Origin of the sequence: Allomesorhizobium aridi (assembly GCF_043769475.1) — a bacterium.
Taxonomy (GTDB): domain Bacteria; phylum Pseudomonadota; class Alphaproteobacteria; order Rhizobiales; family Rhizobiaceae; genus Allomesorhizobium.
This window is the reverse complement of record NZ_CP171729.1, coordinates 5,054,156-5,072,213: the sequence shown is the minus strand read 5'-3', so window position 1 is coordinate 5,072,213 and position 18,058 is coordinate 5,054,156. Positions and strand designations below refer to the sequence as shown.

Genomic DNA, 18,058 nt, shown 5'->3' with positions numbered 1-18,058 from the left:
GACGGCGAACCAACCAGTCAATGAAAGCTGCCTAATTGAAGGAGTGATCCAATGGCTGCCAAGGAAGTGAAATTCCACACCGACGCGCGCGAGAAAATGCTGCGCGGCGTCGACATTCTTGCCAACGCCGTCAAGGTGACGCTTGGCCCGAAGGGCCGCAATGTCGTCATGGACAAGTCGTTCGGCGCCCCGCGCATCACCAAGGACGGCGTCACCGTCGCCAAGGAAATCGAGCTTGAGGACAAGTTCGAGAACATGGGCGCGCAACTGGTCCGCGAAGTCGCTTCAAAGACCAGCGACATCGCCGGCGACGGAACGACCACCGCGACCATACTGGCTCAAGCGATCGTCAGGGAAGGCGCGAAGGCCGTTGCCGCCGGCATGAACCCTATGGATCTGAAACGCGGCATCGACAAGGCCGTGGAGGCCGTGGTCGCCGAGCTCAAGGCCAACGCCCGCAAAGTCACCAAGAATGACGAGATCGCGCAGGTCGGCACCATTTCGGCCAATGGCGATACCGAAATCGGCCGGTTCCTTGCCGAGGCGATGCAGAAGGTCGGCAATGAAGGCGTCATCACCGTCGAGGAAGCCAAGACCGCCGAGACCGAGCTCGAAATCGTGGAAGGCATGCAGTTCGACCGCGGCTACCTCTCGCCCTACTTCATCACCAACCAGGACAAGATGCGCGTCGATCTGGAAGAGCCATATGTGCTGATCCATGAGAAGAAATTGTCGAATTTGCAGGCGCTGCTTCCCGTGCTGGAGGCGGTGGTCCAGTCCAGCAAGCCGCTGCTGATCATCGCCGAGGATGTCGAGGGCGAGGCTCTGGCCACGCTGGTCGTCAACAAGCTGCGCGGCGGCCTCAAGGTCGCGGCCGTCAAGGCGCCGGGCTTCGGTGACCGTCGCAAGGCCATGCTCGAGGACATTGCCATCCTCACCGGCGGCACGGCGATCAGCGAGGATTTGGGCATCAAGCTCGAGAACGTGACGCTGGAGATGCTCGGCCGCGCCAAGAAAGTCGTCGTCGAGAAGGAAAACACCACGATCGTCGACGGCGCCGGCTCCAAGACCGAAATCCAGGGCCGGGTTAGCCAGATCAGGGCGCAGGTCGAGGAGACGACCTCGGATTACGACCGCGAAAAGCTGCAGGAGCGGCTCGCCAAGCTTGCGGGCGGCGTTGCCGTGATCCGCGTGGGCGGCTCGACCGAGATTGAGGTCAAGGAGCGAAAGGACCGTGTCGACGACGCGCTGCATGCCACCCGCGCGGCCGTCGAGGAAGGCGTGCTGCCTGGCGGCGGCGTGGCGCTGCTGCGCGCGGCCAAAGCACTGGACAGCGTGACTGTGGACAATCCCGACCAGAAGACCGGCGTCGAGATCGTGCGGAAGGCGATCGAATCGCCTGTCCGCCAGATCGCCGAGAATGCCGGGGCCGAAGGCTCTATCATCGTCGGCAAACTGCGCGAGAACGCCGAGTTCTCTTACGGCTGGAATGCGCAGACCAATGAGTTCGGAGACCTCTATAGCCAGGGCGTCATCGATCCGGCCAAGGTGGTCCGCACGGCGCTGCAGGATGCGGCTTCCATCGCCGGCCTGCTGGTGACCACGGAGGCGATGGTCGCCGAGAAGCCGAAGAAGGAAGCCTCGGCTCCGCCGATGCCTGCCGGCGGCGGCATGGACTTCTAGCCCGCCGAAGATACCCGCGCCCTGCTGGCGCGGGCATGCTGGGCCATCCCCGCAGGCGCCGGTATCGGTCGCCGCATCACCTATCCGCCACGACCTCGACCGGGGGTTTGCGCGCCAGCGCGCTGGCGGTCGCCGCGGCAGCGGCGGCCTGCTTGTCGTCGCCTCCCACCTGGACGGTCGGCTGTGCGAACTGGATGCCGTTCGCAGCGAATGCCTGCTGGATCATGGTGTAAGCACGCCGCCGCACGACTGACTGGTGCCCGGGCTTGGCCATGAAGGCGAAGCTCAGCTGGATGCCGAAATCGCCGATCTCCTCGACGCCCTTCATCTTCACCGTCTCGAGGATTTCGGGCCCCAGTTCCGGATCCGCCTTCAACTCGGCCCCGATGCCCTTGAGCAGCTTTTTCACCTTGGCGATGTCGGTGTCGAACGGCACGCGTATCCTGAACTTGTCGATGACCCAGTCGCGGCTCATGTTCTGCACCGCGCCGAGCGAGCCGAACGGCACCGTGAACACCGGACCGCGGTGGTGGCGCAGCTTGACAGAGCGCAGGCTGAACGATTCCACTGTCCCCTTGTAGCTGCCGCTTTCGATGTATTCTCCGACGCGGAACGCATCGTCCAGCATGTAGAATACGCCGCTGAGAACGTCCTTGACCAACGTCTGCGAGCCGAATCCGAGCGCCACGCCGAATATACCGGCGCCGGCGATCAGCGGCCCTATCTGCACCCCGAGCCCGGACAGGACGGTGAGCACCGCCACAGTTCCGAGCACGGCTCCCAGAAGGTTGCGGAAGATGGGCAGTAATGTGCGCAGGCGGCCCCGGCGCGCCGCCTCCTCCGGGCTGACCGTTCCGTCCACGGTCGCCCCTTCGAGCTTTCGGGCGATATAGGCTTTTGCAAGGTGCCAGAGGAGATCGGCGACGAGGAGGATCACGACGCCGTGCAGCAGGCCGCGCAGGATCCGGCTGGTGGGCGAATCGCCTTCGGTCAGGGCATTGGGGTTAAGGCGCCAGATCAGGCCGAGCCATAGCACGGCGAGCAGGATCACCAGCGCACGCGCGCCGCGCACCATCAGCACGGTCCGGAACGAATTCGCCGTGCCGGCGGCGCCCTGCCGTTCCGCGACGGACTGCGCCGCCTGGCCCGTCACGGACAACAGGAGGGGCAGCAGCAGGGCGTAAACGCCAAGCCACAAGAGGCCGTTCAGGCCGGCGGCCCAAAGCCCCCACAGAACGATCAGGTAGATGCTGAGCAGCCAGTTTCGCGTGTGGACGCCCTGTGTCGCCGGCAGGCCGCCCGGGCGACGCCATACCACTTCGATCGCAAGCAGCAGCAGGCCGATCCCGGCCAGATAGGAGAGAAGCGTTTTCACATCCGGCGAAAAACCCAGCATCGGAAGAAGGCTGAGTACGGCCCAGCCAGCCATGACGTAACCGATGAAGACAACAAGGCGCCGGAACCAGAAGTGCGCCTCGGCATCGTTCATTGAAATCAGTCTGGCGGACTCGCCGGGCTCTGCCTCGCCGGCAGCGGCATGGGGGCGAAGCAGGATGCGACCGATCGCGATGACCAGCCGCGCGATTATGAATGCGACCAGAAATGTAAGAACGACGAGGCGCAGCAAGGGAGCCCAGGAGAAGGCCAGGAAGACGCCGACGCTGACGAGGGCGAACACGAATACCGGCGCGATCTCTGAAAGCAGGCTGGCGGCAAGGTTTACACGGCGCGCCGGCTCCGCCCTGTACGGTTTCCCATCGCCGCTTTGCCGCCTTCCCAATACCGTCCGCCTGAACAGCCATTCCGCGCCGAAGCCGAGCGCAAGCAAACCGGCGAACAGGACGAGGACGGTGCCGTAGCCATCGTTGTTGATCTGCGTCCGCACGATCAGCATCGCGTTGGCGACCTCGACTGGTATGCGCGGAAGTGCGTTTCGCATGTCGACGAAATGCTTGCGTATGCCGCTTTCCCAGGCTGCGATCTCCTCCGCAGCCGGCGCGTCCGGATTGGCGGCGGCTGGTGCTCGTGCGGCTTCCAGCGTAGCGCGGACCTCGGGATCGTCCAGAAGCCGGATCAGTTCCTGGATCTTCTCGCTGGGCGGAGCCGCCGCGGGCTGTTCGCTCTGCGCAAATGACGCGCCGCCCAGCACCGTCAGCCAGACCAATGACAGCGCCGCTATCCAGCGCATCGCGGATAAGGGCAGCTTCAACCTGAATATATTCGCGCTCATGCCGTCCTCCCGCGGTATTCACTTAGCGACTCGCGCCTGGATGGGAGAGCTGTCTGGGCATCTCGTCCACAACTTGCACCATGCTACGGCGGTTGCAGTGAAAAATCCCGCTTAAAAACAGGGACGCAGCATTTCTGTCCCGCGGCATTTATCGCAGCCGTGCGGGGAATGGCGACGTTTCGGATTGCGCACCGCTTGCGATGTCACGCGAAACTTTCGGGTGAACGGTGGGATACGGTCGCGGTCTAGGCAATGGCAAGGATTGACTTATGGCGGAACCTGAACGGTGATCTTGATCGATGAGTAGTAGGCGGCGACGTTCGCTATATCCTCGTCGCTCAGGCCCTTGACCACGATCGTCATCTGCTCGTTCTTGCGCTCGCCGGCCTTGAAGGCCATCAGCGCCTTGAAGAGATAAGCCTCCTTCTGGCCAGCTATGTTCGGCGCATCGGGCAGCTTGGCGAGGCCATCCTTGCCATGGCAAACCTGGCACTTCAGCATGACCTTTTTGCCGGAAACGGCATCACCTGCCGCTTCCGCAGCGGTCGAACAGGCAAAGAAAGCAGCCAGACTTACGACAAAGCCCCGCACCTCAAACTCCTTGTCCATAGGGAAATGAGCATGCGGCAGGCAGAAGCCCGCCGCATGGCGAAGTCCATTTAATCGCCGTAGGAAATACGCCAGACCGCCCCAGCCAGATCGTCGGACACCAGCAACGAACCGTCATTGAGCATCTGCACGTCGACGGGACGGCCGAGATACTCGCCGTTCTCGTTCAGCCAGCCTTCTGCGAACACTTCCGTCTTGGCCGCCGTGCCGTCCTCCTTGAGCGCGGTGAACATTACCCGAGCGCCCACCGGGTCCACGCGATTCCAGGAACCGTGCTGGGTCGAGAAGATTCCACCCCGGTATTTCTCGGGGAATTGCTTGCCGGTATAGAACGACAGGCCGAGGTCGGCCGCGTGAGCGTCCTGCTCGACCTCAGGGAAGATCACGCCTTCGGGCACCGTGGCATCCTTGTACTCGACGGTACGGGTCTTGCCGCCGCCATACCAGGGGAAGCCAAAATTCTGGTCCGGCCCGGTTACACGGTTCATTTCGCCCGGCGGGATGGTGTCGCCCATGCCGTCGACCTGGTTGTCGTTCACCCAGAGCGTCTTGTCCTTTGGATTGAAATCGAGACCGAGCGGGTTGCGCATTCCTCGCGAATGGATCTTCCGATCGGTACCGTCCTGCTTCATGCTGATGATGCCGCCGATACCCAGCTTCTCGAATTCAGGGAGTATTTCGGGCGCCGGCACGTTGAAGGGCTGGCCGATGGTAATATAGATGCGGCCATCCGGCCCAACGCGGCAGGTTCTGGCCGTGTGATTGAAGCTCTCGTCGGATGCCGGGATAAGCTCGCCCTGCTTCACGATGTCGAACGCCGCGACATCCGGGCCTTCATAGAAGAATTCGGCGGCCGGGAACCATAGCACGCGGTTTTGTTCGGCGAGATAGAGGTGGCCATCTCGCGAGAAACAAACGCCGTTCGGCACTGCCATTTTGATCGAAGGCGCGAAAACCTTCACATCATCGGCGACGCGATCCTTGTTGCGGTCGGTCATCGAATAGACCAGCTCTTTGCGGGTGCCGACGAACGTCACCACACCCTGTGGCCCCACCGCCATATGGCGCGCATCGGGAACGATGGCATAAAGGCCGATCTTGAAGCCGTCCGGAACCTTGATTTTCGCAGCGATGGCTTTGAGGGCTTCGGCGTTTTCGCCGGTCTGCGGAATTGGCTCCATCATCGGCGTGCCGGTAGTCTTGAAGCCGCCAAGTTTCTCGAGATTGGTGTCCTGCGCAAAGGCGGACGCTACGCAAAAGACGCCAGCGCATGACAAAACGAAAGCAAGTTTCTTGATCACGGTATCCTCCTCCCAAGTGGCCAATTGAGGCACCTCGAGTGGCCAGACACTACGTCGCGGGCGGTTGCATTATTTGAGATTTCCGGCACCGAGAATAGGGTCTGCCAGTCTGCCTCAAGACCCCAAAAACATTGCATAGATCAACAAGCCTGACAATCACTTGGGATTGCAGCTGGTTTGCTGCTGCCGCATAATTTGTTGCCTTGCCGAATACCGATATTATCGGGGGCGCGCCGCGATCATGCGTCGTGGGATATCCAGCGCCTCGCGACGAATCGGCAGACAAGGCCGGGGTTATTCGGTAGAGTTCGGAAACTGGACACGGCGCCGTCGCTCAACGGCGCCAGCTTCAGCGTTGCCTGCCGGGTGCGCGCGGGTGACGGTCTACGGCACGCTTGTCTGGCGATGCGGCGGGACAACTACCAGCCATCGGGGGCCAGCTATGTCGTCGTCTATGTCGATTGAAAGCTTTACCGCTCGCCTAAAACGGCCGCCGCATTTGTTCTGGTTTCTCGCCATGTCGGCGCTGGTCATTCTCGCCGGATGCGCCAGCCGGCCGACCGGCGTGCTGTCGCCGGTGGCGGATACGTCACCATCCGCCAGCAGCGTCGAAATGCTCGTCGCCACGACCCGCGGCCGTGCGTCGAACCCCGGCGAAATGTTCAGCGGCGAACGCGGGGCCGCGCCGGCCTTCGCTGAAATCACTGTGTCGATACCGCCTGACAATGTTCGCAAGGTGGGCGAGGTCGCCTGGCCGCGGAAACTGCCGCCCGATCCGGCGACCGATTTCGCGACGCTGAGAGCCGAGGAAGTCAGCCGGGAAAGAGCGGAAAGCTGGCTCAGCAAGTCCGTTGCGAAGAGTTCCGGCCGCAGCGTGCTCGTCTTCGTTCACGGCTTCAACAACCGGTTCGAGGACGCGGTCTATCGCTTCGCGCAAATTGTCCATGATTCAGGAGCGAACAGTGTTCCCGTGCTGGTCACCTGGCCGTCGCGGGGCAGTCTGCTCGCCTATGGCTACGACCGCGAAAGCACCAACTACACGCGCAACGCATTGGAGAACCTGTTTCAGTATCTGGCGCGTGATCCCGACGTCAAAGAGGTTTCGGTTCTGGCCCACTCGATGGGAAACTGGCTTGCACTTGAATCGCTGCGTCAGATGGCGATTCGCAACGGCAATCTTCCGCCCAAATTCAAGAACGTGATGCTCGCAGCGCCTGACGTCGATGTCGATGTCTTCCGATCGCAGATCGCCGACATGGGAACACCTCGCCCGCAATTCACGCTTTTTGTCTCGCGCGACGACCGCGCTTTGGCGGTGTCTCGACGCGTTTGGGGCAATGTCGCCCGGTTGGGATCAATCGACCCGGAACAGGAGCCATACAAGACCGAGCTCGCGTCCAACAACATATCCGTCATCGATCTCACCAAGATCGAGGCGGGCGGCGATCTCCATCATAGCAAATTCGCCGAGTCCCCCGAGATCGTCCAGCTCATCGGCACCCGCCTATCGAGCGGCCAGACTTTGACCGACAATCGTCTGGGCCTCGGCGACCACATCGTGACCGCGACGGCGGGCGTCGCGGCTGCGGCCGGCACCACGGCGGGGCTGGTTATTGCCGCTCCTGTCGCCGTACTCGACCAAAATACGCGGGATAACTACGCCAGTCACGTTGGGGCGCTGGGTGCAACTGTGCCTGTCGGGCATGCTGGTCGCAGTACGGCCAGCAATGATTGCGGCGCCAACAAAACGAATGGATGCGACCGGTAGATCGACGATGGACGGGCTTTATATGCGCACGGCACTCCCGATGAGCCTGGCAGCAATGGTGCTGGCTGCGGCCATCCGGCTCGGGGCCGCTCGCGTGCATGCGCTGCTCGCAGGCATCGACTTGGAAATACGGTCAAGGGACCTCGCCGGCCCTCGGGCAAGATGACCTTAAAAGATTGCTTGGAGGCAGACGGGCATGCAGGACGTCCTTCAGGGCTTGGCGTGGGTCGCGCTCGGCAGCATCCTGGGAGGCCCGGCACGCTATTTCGTGTCCGGCTTCGTCGGTCGCCACATCGGCGAGACCTTTCCCTGGGGCACGATGGTCGTCAACATCACTGGCGCCTTTGCAGTCGGTTTGATTTCAGCCGGTACGGTCGGCGAAGACTTTTTTCCGATGCCTGTCGCATGGCAGTTCGCCGTCACCGGGTTCCTCGGCAGCTACACGACCGTCTCCTCCTTCAGCTTGCAGACGCTCATGCTCGTCCGCGACGGTCAGATCATGCGTGCCGGTGGAAACGTGATCCTGTCCCTTGCCCTCTGCCTGGCCGCGGTGGCCCTCGGATATGTGTCCGGCTTCGTCGCTTTGGGGGTCGGGGCGCCATGAAGCCACTGGACCAAGCGCGGCCTAGCAGGCGGGCGCTGCCTGACAAGGAGGCGAAGCAGAAAGGCGGGGCCAGACGGCGGGCGGCCCGCGATACCTTCATCCTTTATCTGGCCGTCTCTATCGGGTCCGTAATCGGCAGCGTCCTGCGGGCTGTCGCCTCGATGGCCGCGCTTGCCTATCTTGGCCCGGGTTTTCCCTGGGGCACCTTGTTCGTGAACGTTCTCGGCTCCTTCGCCATCGGCTTTTATGCCACCCTTACAGAACCAGGCGGACGCGTCTTCGCCGGGACGCGCCAGCGCCAGTTCGTCATGACGGGGATCTTCGGCGGCTTTACCACCTTCTCGATGTTCAGTCTGGAAACCCTTTTCCTCATGCAGAGCGGCAATTGGCCGGCGGCAGGACTGAATATCGGTGTCTCCATCGTCACATGGCTCGGGGCCGTCTGGCTCGGCCATATGTTCGCGTCGCGTCTCAACCGATTGGGAGGAGTCTGACCCATGCAAATACCAAGGCAGGCGGTGCTTCTGCGCATACTCATCGGCGAGGACGACAGGAATGATGGCCGCCCGCTTTACGAGGCGATCGTGCTCAAGGCCCGCGAGATGCACCTCGCCGGAGCAACGGTGCTGCGGGGAGGCATGGGCTTCGGCCATTCCAGCCGATTGCACACGACAAAGATCCTCCGCCTATCGGAGGACCTGCCGCTGGTGATCGAGATCGTCGACAGCGAGGACAAGATCAATGCTTTCCTGCCGACGCTCGACACGATGATGACCAGCGGCCTGATCACGCTGGAAAAGGTCCAGGTGCTGCAATACGGCTCACGCGGCGGGCAGATCGAGGCAACCCCATGAACAACGGCATTTTTCCTTGGCACGCGTGGGCGCCGCTCTTTTGTTCTCGTCGTAGATCAAACTGCCGGTGTCGGTCTCGTAGATGATGCGGTCCGAGGCATCCTGTGCCATGCCCGTGGCGTTGGCGGCGAACTGCGCCGCGGTCAGCACGCCGGTTCCGGCAATGCTGGCGAAGATCGCGTCGTCCAGCCTGATCGTGTCGTCCAGGACCGTGAAGTCGGTGATGGTGTCGACATTGCTTGATTGCTGCGTGACCTAAGGTGAACCTAGGTTGCCCGTACCGCTAACTGTGCGCGAAGATGTCTTCCTCGTCCCAGCCGAGCAGGTCGAGCTTCGCGCGCGTCGCCAGGAAGCGGAAGCAGGCGTCAGCTTCCTCGATGCGATTTTCCCGCGCGAGCCTTCCCGCCAGCACGTCGCGCAGCCGGTGCAAATAGAGCACGTCCGACGCGGCATATTCGAGCTGCTCCTGGGACAGCGTCTCGGCGGCCCAGTCGGAGGATTGCTGCGCCTTGGAAAGGGTCACGCCGATGAGTTCGGCGCAGATATCCTTCAGCCCGTGCCGATCCGTATAGGTGCGGGTAAGGCGCGAGGCGATCTTGGTGCAGAACACCGGCTCGGCCATTGCGCCGAAGGCATGATAGAGCACTGCCAGGTCGAAACGGCCGTAGTGGAACAGCTTTGTCACCTTCGCGTCGCGCAAGAGGGCGACCAGATTGGGCGCCTGGGTCTGGCCGGGGGCGATCTGGATCACATCGGCGGTACCGTCGCCGGGCGATATCTGCACGACGCAGAGCCGGTCGCGGTGCGGCTTGAGGCCCAGCGTTTCGGTGTCGATGGCTACGGCGTCGACATTGTAATGCGCGAGGTCAGGCAGGTCGTTTCTGTGGAAGCGGATGGTCATCAAGGCCTCACTGGGTCAGCGCGTCGAGGATGCGGGCCCAGGAGCGCTGGCCCTTGTGGAAGGAGGACAGGTCGTATTTCTCGTTGGGCGAGTGGATGCGGTCGTCTGGCAATGCGAAGCCGACGAGCAGCGACTCCATGCCGAGATAGTTCTGGAAATCGCCGACCACCGGGATCGAACCGCCGCCGCCGATCATCACGGCAGGCTTGGGCCATTCGTCGGACAGCGCGTTCCTGGCTTTGGCCAGGAATGGCGAGTCATATGAGAACTGTATCGCCGGCGAGCCGCCATGCTCGTGGAATTTGACCGAGCAGTCGGCCGGGATGCGCTCTTCTACGAAAGCCCTGAAAGCGGCGCGTATTTTCTTCGGATCCTGCTTGTGGACGAGGCGGAAGGATACTTTCGCCGAGGCTTCCGCCGCGATCACGGTCTTGAATCCCTTGCCGGTGTAGCCGCCGATTATGCCGTTGAATTCCGCCGTTGGTCGCGCCCACACCAATTCGAGTACCGAACGGCCCTTCTCGCCGGCCGGTTGCGACAGGCCGACGGGCCCGAGGAAATTCTCGGCGGTCGTCCCCAGCAATTCCCAGGCCTTGAGCACCTGGGACGGTGTCTCTTCGACCCCGTCGTAGAAGCCCGGAATGGTGATTCTGCCGTTCTCGTCGTGAATGTCGGCAAGGATTTTTGCCAGCACCCGGATCGGGTTGGCTGCGGGCCCGCCGTACATTCCCGAATGGAGATCTCGGCTGGCTGCCTTCACGGTGATCTCTTCGCCAACCAGTCCGCGGAGCGACGTGCAGATCGAGGGCGTCTCTTCGTTCAGCATATCGGTGTCGCAGACGAGCGCGAAATCCGCCTTCAGCTCGTTCGCATTGGCCTCGAGGAACGGTTTTAGCGAGATCGAGCCCGATTCCTCCTCGCCTTCGAACAGGATGGAGACCTTGCAGGGCAGCTTGCCGTGGACCTGCTTGTAGGCGCGGCAAGCCTCGACGAAGAGCATCAGCTGGCCCTTGTCGTCCGAGGAGCCGCGGCCGGTGATGATCTTGCGGCCGCCGCCGATGTCCTTCAACGCGGGGGCGAAGGGGTCGCTCTCCCAAAGCTCGAGCGGATCGACGGGCTGGACGTCGTAATGGCCGTAGAAAAGCACATGCGGCGCATCCGGCGTCGGTCCGTCATGATGGGCGACGACCATCGGGTGGCCGGGCGTGGAGCGCACGCTGGCGTCGAAGCCGATCGAAGTCAGGTCCGCGACCAGCCATTCGGCGGCGCGGCGGCATTCAGCGGCGTAGGGCAGGGTCGGTGGAGATCGACTTGATGCGGAGCAGGCCGAACAGGCGTTCAATGCTCTCGTGGAGGTTCTGGTCGAGGCGGTCAAGGACGGGGGATAGCGGCAGCATTCAAGGGCCTTTCGAATCTGGCCGCACCCTAATGTGTCGGAACGGAGAGGAAAAGCCCGGAAAGATTGGTGCAGCAGTTGCCGGCGGGCAAAAAAAATGCCGCCGTGGCGGAGGGGGAAACCACGGCGGCGCTTGCTTCAAAATGGAGCGGCAGCCCGGAGAGGGGGATGAGGCTGCCGCTATGTCCGGTCTAGGCGGGGGACGGGCCTTACTCCGGACTCGGCTAAATCGCCGATGCGTACCATTTGGAAACCGGAAAGTGGTGATTCAAGGGCAACAACATTACAGTTTCGTAACAAACGCGTGATCGATGCGGAATGTCAGTTTCGTGCACCCGGATTCATGCGCCCGAATGTTTCGAAGTGGACAGTTTCGGACCTCCGCGCTAGGGCTAGCGCCATGCAAAAAGGCGATCACCTCTTCCTCGTAGACGGCTCCGGCTACATCTTTCGAGCCTACCACGCGCTCCCTCCATTGAACCGCAAATCGGACGGGCTGCCGATCGGCGCGGTGCTGGGCTTCTGCAACATGGTCTGGAAGCTCACCCAGGACGCGCGCAACACCGATGTAGGCATCGTGCCGACGCATATCGCCGTGATCTTCGATTATTCGTCCAAAACCTTCCGCAACGAGCTTTACGCCGAGTACAAGGCCAACCGCACGGCGCCGCCGGATGACCTGATCCCGCAATTCGGCCTGATCCGGCAAGCGACAAGGGCTTTCAACCTGCCCTGCATCGAGATGGACGGTTTTGAGGCCGACGACCTGATCGCTACCTATGCGCGGCTCGCCTGCGAGGTGGGCGCCGACACGACGATCATCTCCTCCGACAAGGACCTGATGCAACTGGTCGGCCCGACCGTGTCCATGTACGACCCGATGAAAGACCGCCAGATCGGCGTTCCCGAAGTCATCGAGAAATGGGGCGTGCCGCCCGCAAAGATGATCGACCTGCAAGCGCTGACCGGCGATTCGGTCGACAATGTGCCCGGCGTGCCGGGTATCGGTCCCAAGACGGCCGCCCAGCTCATCGAACAGTTCGGAGACCTCGACACGCTTCTGGCTCGAGCCGGCGAAATCAAGCAGGACAAGCGCCGCCAGTCGATCATCGACAATGCCGAGAAGGCGCGTATCTCGCGCGAACTGGTGCGGCTAAAGAACGACGTGCCGCTGGTCGACGGGCTGGACGATTTCGCGCTGCAGCCTCCGAACGGGCCAAAACTGATCTCCTTCCTGAAAGCATTGGAATTCTCATCGCTAACGCGGCGCGTTGCCGAGGCGACAGGAGCGGAGCCGAACGAGATCGAGGCGGCGCGGATCATCGTGCAGACAGGCGCCGAAGCGCACGGGCCGGATGTGGGTGCGGGCGTTCTCTTACCTGTGGAGGCGGAGGCTGCGCAGCGCACCGAGGGCGCGCAACCTTCGGCAGGCCCCTCCGCCACCTCCCCCGCAAGGGGGGAGGGCGCTACCCCCGCCGCGCTCGCCAAATCGCGCGCGGAGGCCGCCATGGCGGCCAAGATCGACCGGGCGAAATACGAGTGCATCCGCGACATCGCGACCTTGCAGGCCTGGATCGCCGAGGCGCGCGAGGCAGGCGCCGCGGCGTTTCGCACGGAAACCACGTCGCTCGACCCGATGCAGGCAGGACTGGTCGGCTTCTCGCTCGCCATCCGGCCGGGCCGCGCCGCCTATGTGCCGATAGCGCACCGCTCCAGCGAAGGCGATTTGCTGGGCGGCGGCCGATCGCCGAACCAGGTATCCTTCGACGAGGCCCTCGCGGCGCTGCATCCGCTGCTGGCCGACAGGTCGGTGCTCAAGATCGGTCACAACGTCAAATATGACTGGCTGCTGATGCACCGGCTGGGCATCGACATCGCGCCCTTCGACGATACGATGCTGATCTCCTACGTGCTCGACGCGGGCAATGGCGGCCACGGTATCGAAGCGCTGGCTGAGCGCTGGCTCGGCCATGCCATGATCCCGTTCAAGGACGTCGTCGGCTCCGGCCGCAACCTCGTCACCTTCGATTTCGTCGAGATCGAGCGCGCGACAACCTATGCCACCGAGGGCTCCGACCTTGCGATGCGGCTCTGGCGCGTGCTGAAGCCGCGTCTTGTCGCCAACGGGCTGGTCTCGGTCTATGAGCGGCTGGAGCGGCCGCTGGTGCCGGTGCTGGCAAAGATGGAGCAGCGCGGCATTTCCGTCGACCGCCAGATGCTTAGCCGGCTTTCGGGCGAGCTGGCGCAGCGCGCAGCCGCACTCGAGGACGAGATATACGCAGTCGCCGGCGAACGCTTCACCATCGGCTCGCCAAAGCAGCTCGGCGACATTCTGTTCGGCCGCATGGGCCTGCCGCGCGGTTCGAAGACCAAGTCCGGCCAATGGTCGACGACCGCGCAACTGCTTGAGGAGCTGGCCGCCGAAGGCTACGAGCTGCCGCGAAAGATCGTCGACTGGCGGCAACTGACCAAGCTGAAGTCGACCTATACGGACGCCCTGCCCGACTACATCCACCCCACCACCAGGCGCGTCCATACCTCCTATGCTCTGGCCTCGACGCCGACCGGGCGCATCTCCTCGTCCGAACCCAACCTGCAGAACATCCCGATCCGCACGGCCGAGGGCCGCCGGATCAGGACGGCCTTCATCGCCGAAAAGGGCAACAAGCTGGTTTCGGCGGACTACAGCCAGATCGAACTCAGGGTACTCGCCCATATAGCCGACATCCCGCAACTCACGCAGGCTTTTGCCGACGGTGTCGACATCCACGCGATGACGGCCTCCGAGATGTTTGGCGTGCCGGTGGCCGGTATGCCTTCCGAAGTGCGCCGCCGCGCGAAGGCGATCAATTTCGGCATCATCTACGGCATCTCGGCCTTCGGCCTTGCGAACCAGCTTTCCATTCCGCGAGAGGAGGCTGGCGATTACATCAAGCGCTATTTCGAGCGCTTTCCCGGCATCCGGGACTATATGGAATCGACGAAGGCCTCCTGCCGCGAAAAAGGCTATGTCGAGACGATCTTCGGGCGGCGGGCGCACTACCCGGAAATCCGCTCATCCAACCCCCAGCACCGCGCCTTCAACGAACGCGCCGCCATCAACGCGCCGATCCAGGGCTCGGCCGCCGACATCATCCGCCGCGCCATGATCCGCATGGACGCCGCCCTCACCGAAGCAAAGCTCTCGGCCCGCATGCTCCTGCAAGTCCACGACGAACTGATCTTCGAGGCGCCGGAGGCAGAGGTCGAGGCGACGCTGCCGGTGGTGCGCGAGGTAATGGCGGGCGCCGCGATGCCGGCCGTCAATCTGGCCGTGCCGCTGCAGGTGGATGCAAGGGCGGCCGACAATTGGGACGAGGCGCATTAGCTAGGATTCAGGTTGCCGGCCTGCAAATGGTCGCGGCGTGCCCATCTTCGATTCCGGATCGGCCTGACCTGAATCTCGGCGCCCTGGGCGTGAACTAAGCTGCTAAGCCGCCACCGCCGCGCAGGCGGCGCAGGTGCCGCGGAACTCGATCACCGCCTTCTTGGCGGCGAAGCCGGTCGAGCCGACCCAGGCGTCGAGGCTCTTGCCAACGGTCTCGTCCGAAAACTCGGCCACCTGGCCGCATTTGTCGCAGATGGCGAAAGCGATCATGCGATGGCTGTGATCGTGAGGCTCGGCGCAGGCGACGAAGGCGTTCATGCTTTCGAGGCGGTGCACGAAGCCGGCATTCATCAGCCCGTCGAGCGCGCGATAGACCTGCAGCGGCGCGCGAAAGCCGTTTTCGCGCAATTGGTCGAGCAGCGTATAGGCGCTGAGCGGCCCGGTCGCGGCCTCGAGCTTTTCGAGCACCCGCAACTGGTTTTTCGTCAACGTGTCCCTGCCTGCCATGATGCTTCCGGTTCCTTCGACGCGCCGCCGAATTTTCGCACGGCGCGCAAGCGATGTCATTTCTCCAGCAAATAGCGATTGACGACCGGTTTTGCCAGCGGGCGTTGACGCAACGCCCACTGAGAGCACGGCAGCCGGCCCTTATGCGGCCGCCTTCGCCTTGCCGAGCCGCTTGATGGCCGGTTTCAGCGGCCTTTCGCCGTCGCCGTAATCCTTCCAGGCGGCGGTCTTGGCGAGCAGCGTCGGCGCGGTGCGTAGCGTGTAGCGCTTCGGGTCGAGGCCCGGCTTCACCTCCTCCCAGTTCAGCGGCATCGACACGGTGGCGCCGGGCCGCGCGCGCGGCGACAGCGGCGCGACAGCCGTCGCCATGCGGTCGTTGCGGAGATAGTCGAGGAAGATGCGGCCGGTGCGCAGCTTCTTGGCCATGTTGACCAGATAACGGTCGGGGCTGTCGCGCGCCATCTGCTTGCAGACCTCTTGCGCGAAGGCTTTTGCTTCCTTCCAGTCGGGGCCGCCCCTGGCCGGCGCCTTCAGCGGCGTCACCACATGCAGGCCCTTGCCGCCGGTGGTCTTGCAGAACGAGACCATACCGAGCGCTTCCAGGCGCTCGCGCATCTCGCGAGCCGCCTCTATGATGGCCGCGAATTCGACCTCCGGTCCCGGATCGAGGTCGAAAACCAGCCGGCCCGGCACTTCGGGTTTCCCGGGCTCGCAATTCCACGGGTGCAGTTCCAGCGCACCAATCTGGGCGACGGCCGCGAGGCCTTCGACGCGGTCGATCTGCAGATAGGGCTTCTTGTCACCGAAGACCGGGACCAGTTCGAGCAGTTTCGACGTGCCGGGCATTGCGTGGCGCTGGAAGAACTGCTCGCCGCCGATCCCGTCCGGCGCACGGATGATGGAGCACGGCCGCCCCCTGATGTGCTCGATCAGCCAGGGCCCGACAGTTTCGAAATAGTTGGCGAGGTCGAGCTTGGTCACCGGCTCGCCGTCGCCAGCGTCGGGCCACATCTCCTTGTCCGGGTTCGATATCGCGACACCCATCACCATCGGCTTTCCTCCCTTGCCGCGCGCTCCGGCAGGCTTTGCCGCTTGCCTGGCGCTAGTCTCCGGTTCGGCGGCTTGCGTCTGCTCGACCGGCACGGGCATTTCGGCCCTCACCTCGCGGGCGGGCTTGTCCTCGCGCAATCCCTTGAACGCCGCCTGCCTGATCTGGCCACCATCGGTCCATCCTGCGAACTGGATCTCGGCCACCAGTTCGGGCCTGGCCCAGTTGATGTTCGGGGCCTTGCCGGGCGCGTTGGCGCCGGTGAATGGGGATTTCTTCGTCGCCACAGCCTTCAGTTTCGGCAAAAGCTTCTCGACCTTCTCGCGGCCGAAGCCGGTTCCGACGCGGCCGACATGGACGAAATGGCCGTCGTGAAAAACACCGGCGAGCAGCGACCGGAACTTGCCGTTGGTCGTCGTCCAGCCGCCGATCACGATTTCCTGACCCTCCCGGCTTTTCGCCTTGGTCCAGCTCGTAGTCCGCCCGGATTGGTAAGGCGCGCCCGCCCTCTTGGAGATGATGCCTTCCAGGCCGAGGCTGCTCGCCGAGCGCAGCACCGCCTCGCCGTCGCCTTCGAAATGCTCGACGAAGCGGATGTGCGGCGTCTCGTCCGCGCTGCCGTCCAAGAGTTCCTGCAGCCGAGCCTTGCGCTCGGTCAGCGGCAGCGGCCGCAAATCTTCCGATCCCTCAAACAAAAGGTCGAAGGCGAAGAACACCAGTTCGCCTGTATCCTGCTCGGACAGGGCGGCCTGAAGCGCGCTGAAATCCGGCCTGCCGGAGCTGTCCAGCGCGACGATCTCGCCGTCGATGATGCAGTCGGGAAGCGCATCTCCTTCGGCGGCGATCGCGCCGAACTTGCCGCTCCAGTCGAGGCCCTTGCGCGTCTTCAGCACCGCGCGGCCGTCTTCGACGCGCAACTGCATGCGATAGCCATCGAATTTTATCTCATGCAGCCAATCGGACCCGCTCGGCGCGCGGCTTACGGTTTCGCAGAGCTGCGGCGCGATGAAATCGGGCATGGCGGCCGACTTGCCGCGCTTGCGCGTAACCGGCTTTCGCAATTCCTGCTTGAGCGAAAGTTTTTCGTCATCGCCCCTGTTGGAATTCCAGACAGCGTCCGGGCTCGCGGCGCCATCGCCGGCCAGCATGAAGGGCTTTGGCGCTTTGCCCTTGCCCTTGGCTATTTCCGCCAAGGTGCGGCCCGAGGCGACCGAACGGTCTTCCTTCAGGATCGCTTCGCCGTCACCTTCGCGCGCGAAAGCGTCGCGATGCTTGATGAGCAGCCAGTTGGTGCGCTTACCGCCGTCGCGGTCGCTCTTCATTCGCACCAGAACCCAGCTTCCATGCAGGCGCTTGCCTTCGAGCGTGAACTTCAGATCGCCGGATTCCAGCGCCTTCTCCGGTGTCTTGCGGCCTTCGACGCTCCAGTAGCCGCGATCCCAGAGTTGCACCGTGCCGCCGCCATACTGGCCTTTGGGGATAGTGCCCTCGAAATCGCCATAGGCGAGCGGATGGTCCTCCGTCTCGACCGCAAGGCGCTTGTCATGCGGATCAAGCGACGGTCCGCGTGTGATCGCCCAGGACTTGAAAACGCCGTCCAGTTCGAGGCGCAGATCGTAATGCAGCCGCGTCGCGGCGTGCTTCTGGATGACGAAGCGGAGACGCGGAGACGGAGACGCGTCCGCCGCGTCGCTCGGCTCGGCGGTCTTGGTGAAGTCGCGCTTCGACCGGTATTTCGAAAGCTTCGTCTCTGCCATCAAGCTCTCCGCATGACCTAACGCCATGGAATG

Annotated in this window: 12 protein-coding genes and 2 pseudogenes; 6 read left to right on the top strand and 8 right to left on the bottom strand. The window is 63.3% G+C overall.

Going from position 1 to position 18,058, the window contains the following annotated elements; genetic code table 11:
- The first annotated feature begins 51 nt into the window (after window positions 1–51).
- Complete coding sequence (gene groL / locus ACG873_RS27015; RefSeq protein ID WP_394888817.1) at window positions 52–1,683, top strand: chaperonin GroEL; 1,632 nt, start codon at window positions 52–54, stop codon at window positions 1,681–1,683.
- 76 nt (window positions 1,684–1,759) lie between these two features.
- Here the strand turns inward: groL and ACG873_RS27010 are convergent, their stop codons facing one another.
- From ACG873_RS27010 to ACG873_RS27000, 3 genes are all read right to left on the bottom strand, one after another.
- Window positions 1,760–3,913, bottom strand: coding sequence for a mechanosensitive ion channel family protein (locus ACG873_RS27010; RefSeq protein WP_394888816.1), 2,154 nt, complete (start codon window positions 3,911–3,913; stop codon window positions 1,760–1,762).
- 267 nt (window positions 3,914–4,180) lie between these two features.
- The gene (locus ACG873_RS27005) at window positions 4,181–4,504 is read right to left on the bottom strand and encodes a c-type cytochrome (protein ID WP_394888815.1); all 324 of its coding nucleotides are present in this window, start codon (window positions 4,502–4,504) and stop codon (window positions 4,181–4,183) included.
- A 68-nt stretch (window positions 4,505–4,572) separates the two neighbouring features.
- Complete coding sequence (locus ACG873_RS27000; RefSeq protein WP_394893727.1) at window positions 4,573–5,820, bottom strand: PQQ-dependent sugar dehydrogenase; 1,248 nt, start codon at window positions 5,818–5,820, stop codon at window positions 4,573–4,575.
- A gap of 520 nt (window positions 5,821–6,340) precedes the next feature.
- On the opposite strand from ACG873_RS27000, the gene ACG873_RS26995 reads away from it, so the two are divergent.
- From ACG873_RS26995 to ACG873_RS26980, 4 genes are all read left to right on the top strand, one after another.
- A complete protein-coding gene (locus tag ACG873_RS26995) occupies window positions 6,341–7,591 on the top strand; it encodes an alpha/beta hydrolase (RefSeq protein ID WP_394893726.1) in 1,251 nt (416 codons plus the stop codon).
- A 196-nt stretch (window positions 7,592–7,787) separates the two neighbouring features.
- A complete protein-coding gene (gene crcB / locus ACG873_RS26990) occupies window positions 7,788–8,195 on the top strand; it encodes a fluoride efflux transporter CrcB (protein WP_394888814.1) in 408 nt (135 codons plus the stop codon).
- Window positions 8,192–8,689 carry a fluoride efflux transporter CrcB gene (gene crcB / locus ACG873_RS26985; RefSeq protein ID WP_394888813.1) on the top strand — a complete coding sequence of 166 codons (498 nt, stop codon included), beginning with the start codon at window positions 8,192–8,194 and terminating at the stop codon, window positions 8,687–8,689. The genes crcB (ACG873_RS26990) and crcB (ACG873_RS26985) overlap by 4 nt, the downstream gene beginning before the upstream one ends.
- A 3-nt stretch (window positions 8,690–8,692) precedes the next feature.
- Entirely contained in the window at window positions 8,693–9,049 is a 357-nt protein-coding gene (locus tag ACG873_RS26980) for a DUF190 domain-containing protein (RefSeq protein ID WP_394888812.1), read from the top strand.
- Here ACG873_RS26980 and ACG873_RS26975 read toward each other — a convergent pair.
- From ACG873_RS26975 to ACG873_RS26965, 3 genes and pseudogenes are all read right to left on the bottom strand, one after another.
- Window positions 9,017–9,292: pseudogene (locus tag ACG873_RS26975) on the bottom strand (hypothetical protein); the annotation flags it as partial. The gene ACG873_RS26980 and the pseudogene ACG873_RS26975 overlap by 33 nt on opposite strands.
- 40 nt (window positions 9,293–9,332) lie before the next feature.
- Window positions 9,333–9,950 carry a ribonuclease D gene (locus ACG873_RS26970; protein ID WP_394888811.1) on the bottom strand — a complete coding sequence of 206 codons (618 nt, stop codon included), beginning with the start codon at window positions 9,948–9,950 and terminating at the stop codon, window positions 9,333–9,335.
- A gap of 7 nt (window positions 9,951–9,957) precedes the next feature.
- Window positions 9,958–11,347: pseudogene (locus ACG873_RS26965) on the bottom strand (M20/M25/M40 family metallo-hydrolase).
- A 399-nt stretch (window positions 11,348–11,746) separates the two neighbouring features.
- Here ACG873_RS26965 and polA point away from each other — a divergent pair.
- Window positions 11,747–14,713: a DNA polymerase I gene (polA, locus tag ACG873_RS26960; RefSeq protein ID WP_394888810.1), complete on the top strand. Its 2,967-nt coding sequence runs from the start codon at window positions 11,747–11,749 to the stop codon at window positions 14,711–14,713.
- A 102-nt stretch (window positions 14,714–14,815) separates the two neighbouring features.
- Here the strand turns inward: polA and ACG873_RS26955 are convergent, their stop codons facing one another.
- Entirely contained in the window at window positions 14,816–15,220 is a 405-nt protein-coding gene (locus ACG873_RS26955) for a transcriptional repressor (RefSeq protein ID WP_394888809.1), read from the bottom strand.
- Window positions 15,221–15,361: 141 nt separating this feature from the next.
- Window positions 15,362–18,025, bottom strand: coding sequence for a DNA ligase D (ligD, locus tag ACG873_RS26950; protein ID WP_394888808.1), 2,664 nt, complete (start codon window positions 18,023–18,025; stop codon window positions 15,362–15,364).
- Between the last annotated feature and the right edge of the window lie 33 nt (window positions 18,026–18,058).

Excerpts from the sequence above, each read along its gene's own strand:
- groL (WP_394888817.1), top strand. The coding sequence starts at position 52 with ATGGCTGCCAAGGAAGTGAAATTCCACACCGACGCGCGCGAGAAAATG.
- ACG873_RS27010 (WP_394888816.1), bottom strand. The coding sequence starts at position 3,913 with ATGAGCGCGAATATATTCAGGTTGAAGCTGCCCTTATCCGCGATGCGC.
- ACG873_RS26995 (WP_394893726.1), top strand. The coding sequence starts at position 6,341 with ATGTCGGCGCTGGTCATTCTCGCCGGATGCGCCAGCCGGCCGACCGGC.
- crcB (WP_394888814.1), top strand. The coding sequence starts at position 7,788 with ATGCAGGACGTCCTTCAGGGCTTGGCGTGGGTCGCGCTCGGCAGCATC.
- crcB (WP_394888813.1), top strand. The coding sequence starts at position 8,192 with ATGAAGCCACTGGACCAAGCGCGGCCTAGCAGGCGGGCGCTGCCTGAC.
- ACG873_RS26980 (WP_394888812.1), top strand. The coding sequence starts at position 8,693 with ATGCAAATACCAAGGCAGGCGGTGCTTCTGCGCATACTCATCGGCGAG.
- ACG873_RS26970 (WP_394888811.1), bottom strand. The coding sequence starts at position 9,950 with ATGACCATCCGCTTCCACAGAAACGACCTGCCTGACCTCGCGCATTAC.
- polA (WP_394888810.1), top strand. The coding sequence starts at position 11,747 with ATGCAAAAAGGCGATCACCTCTTCCTCGTAGACGGCTCCGGCTACATC.
- ACG873_RS26955 (WP_394888809.1), bottom strand. The coding sequence starts at position 15,220 with ATGGCAGGCAGGGACACGTTGACGAAAAACCAGTTGCGGGTGCTCGAA.
- ligD (WP_394888808.1), bottom strand. The coding sequence starts at position 18,025 with ATGGCAGAGACGAAGCTTTCGAAATACCGGTCGAAGCGCGACTTCACC.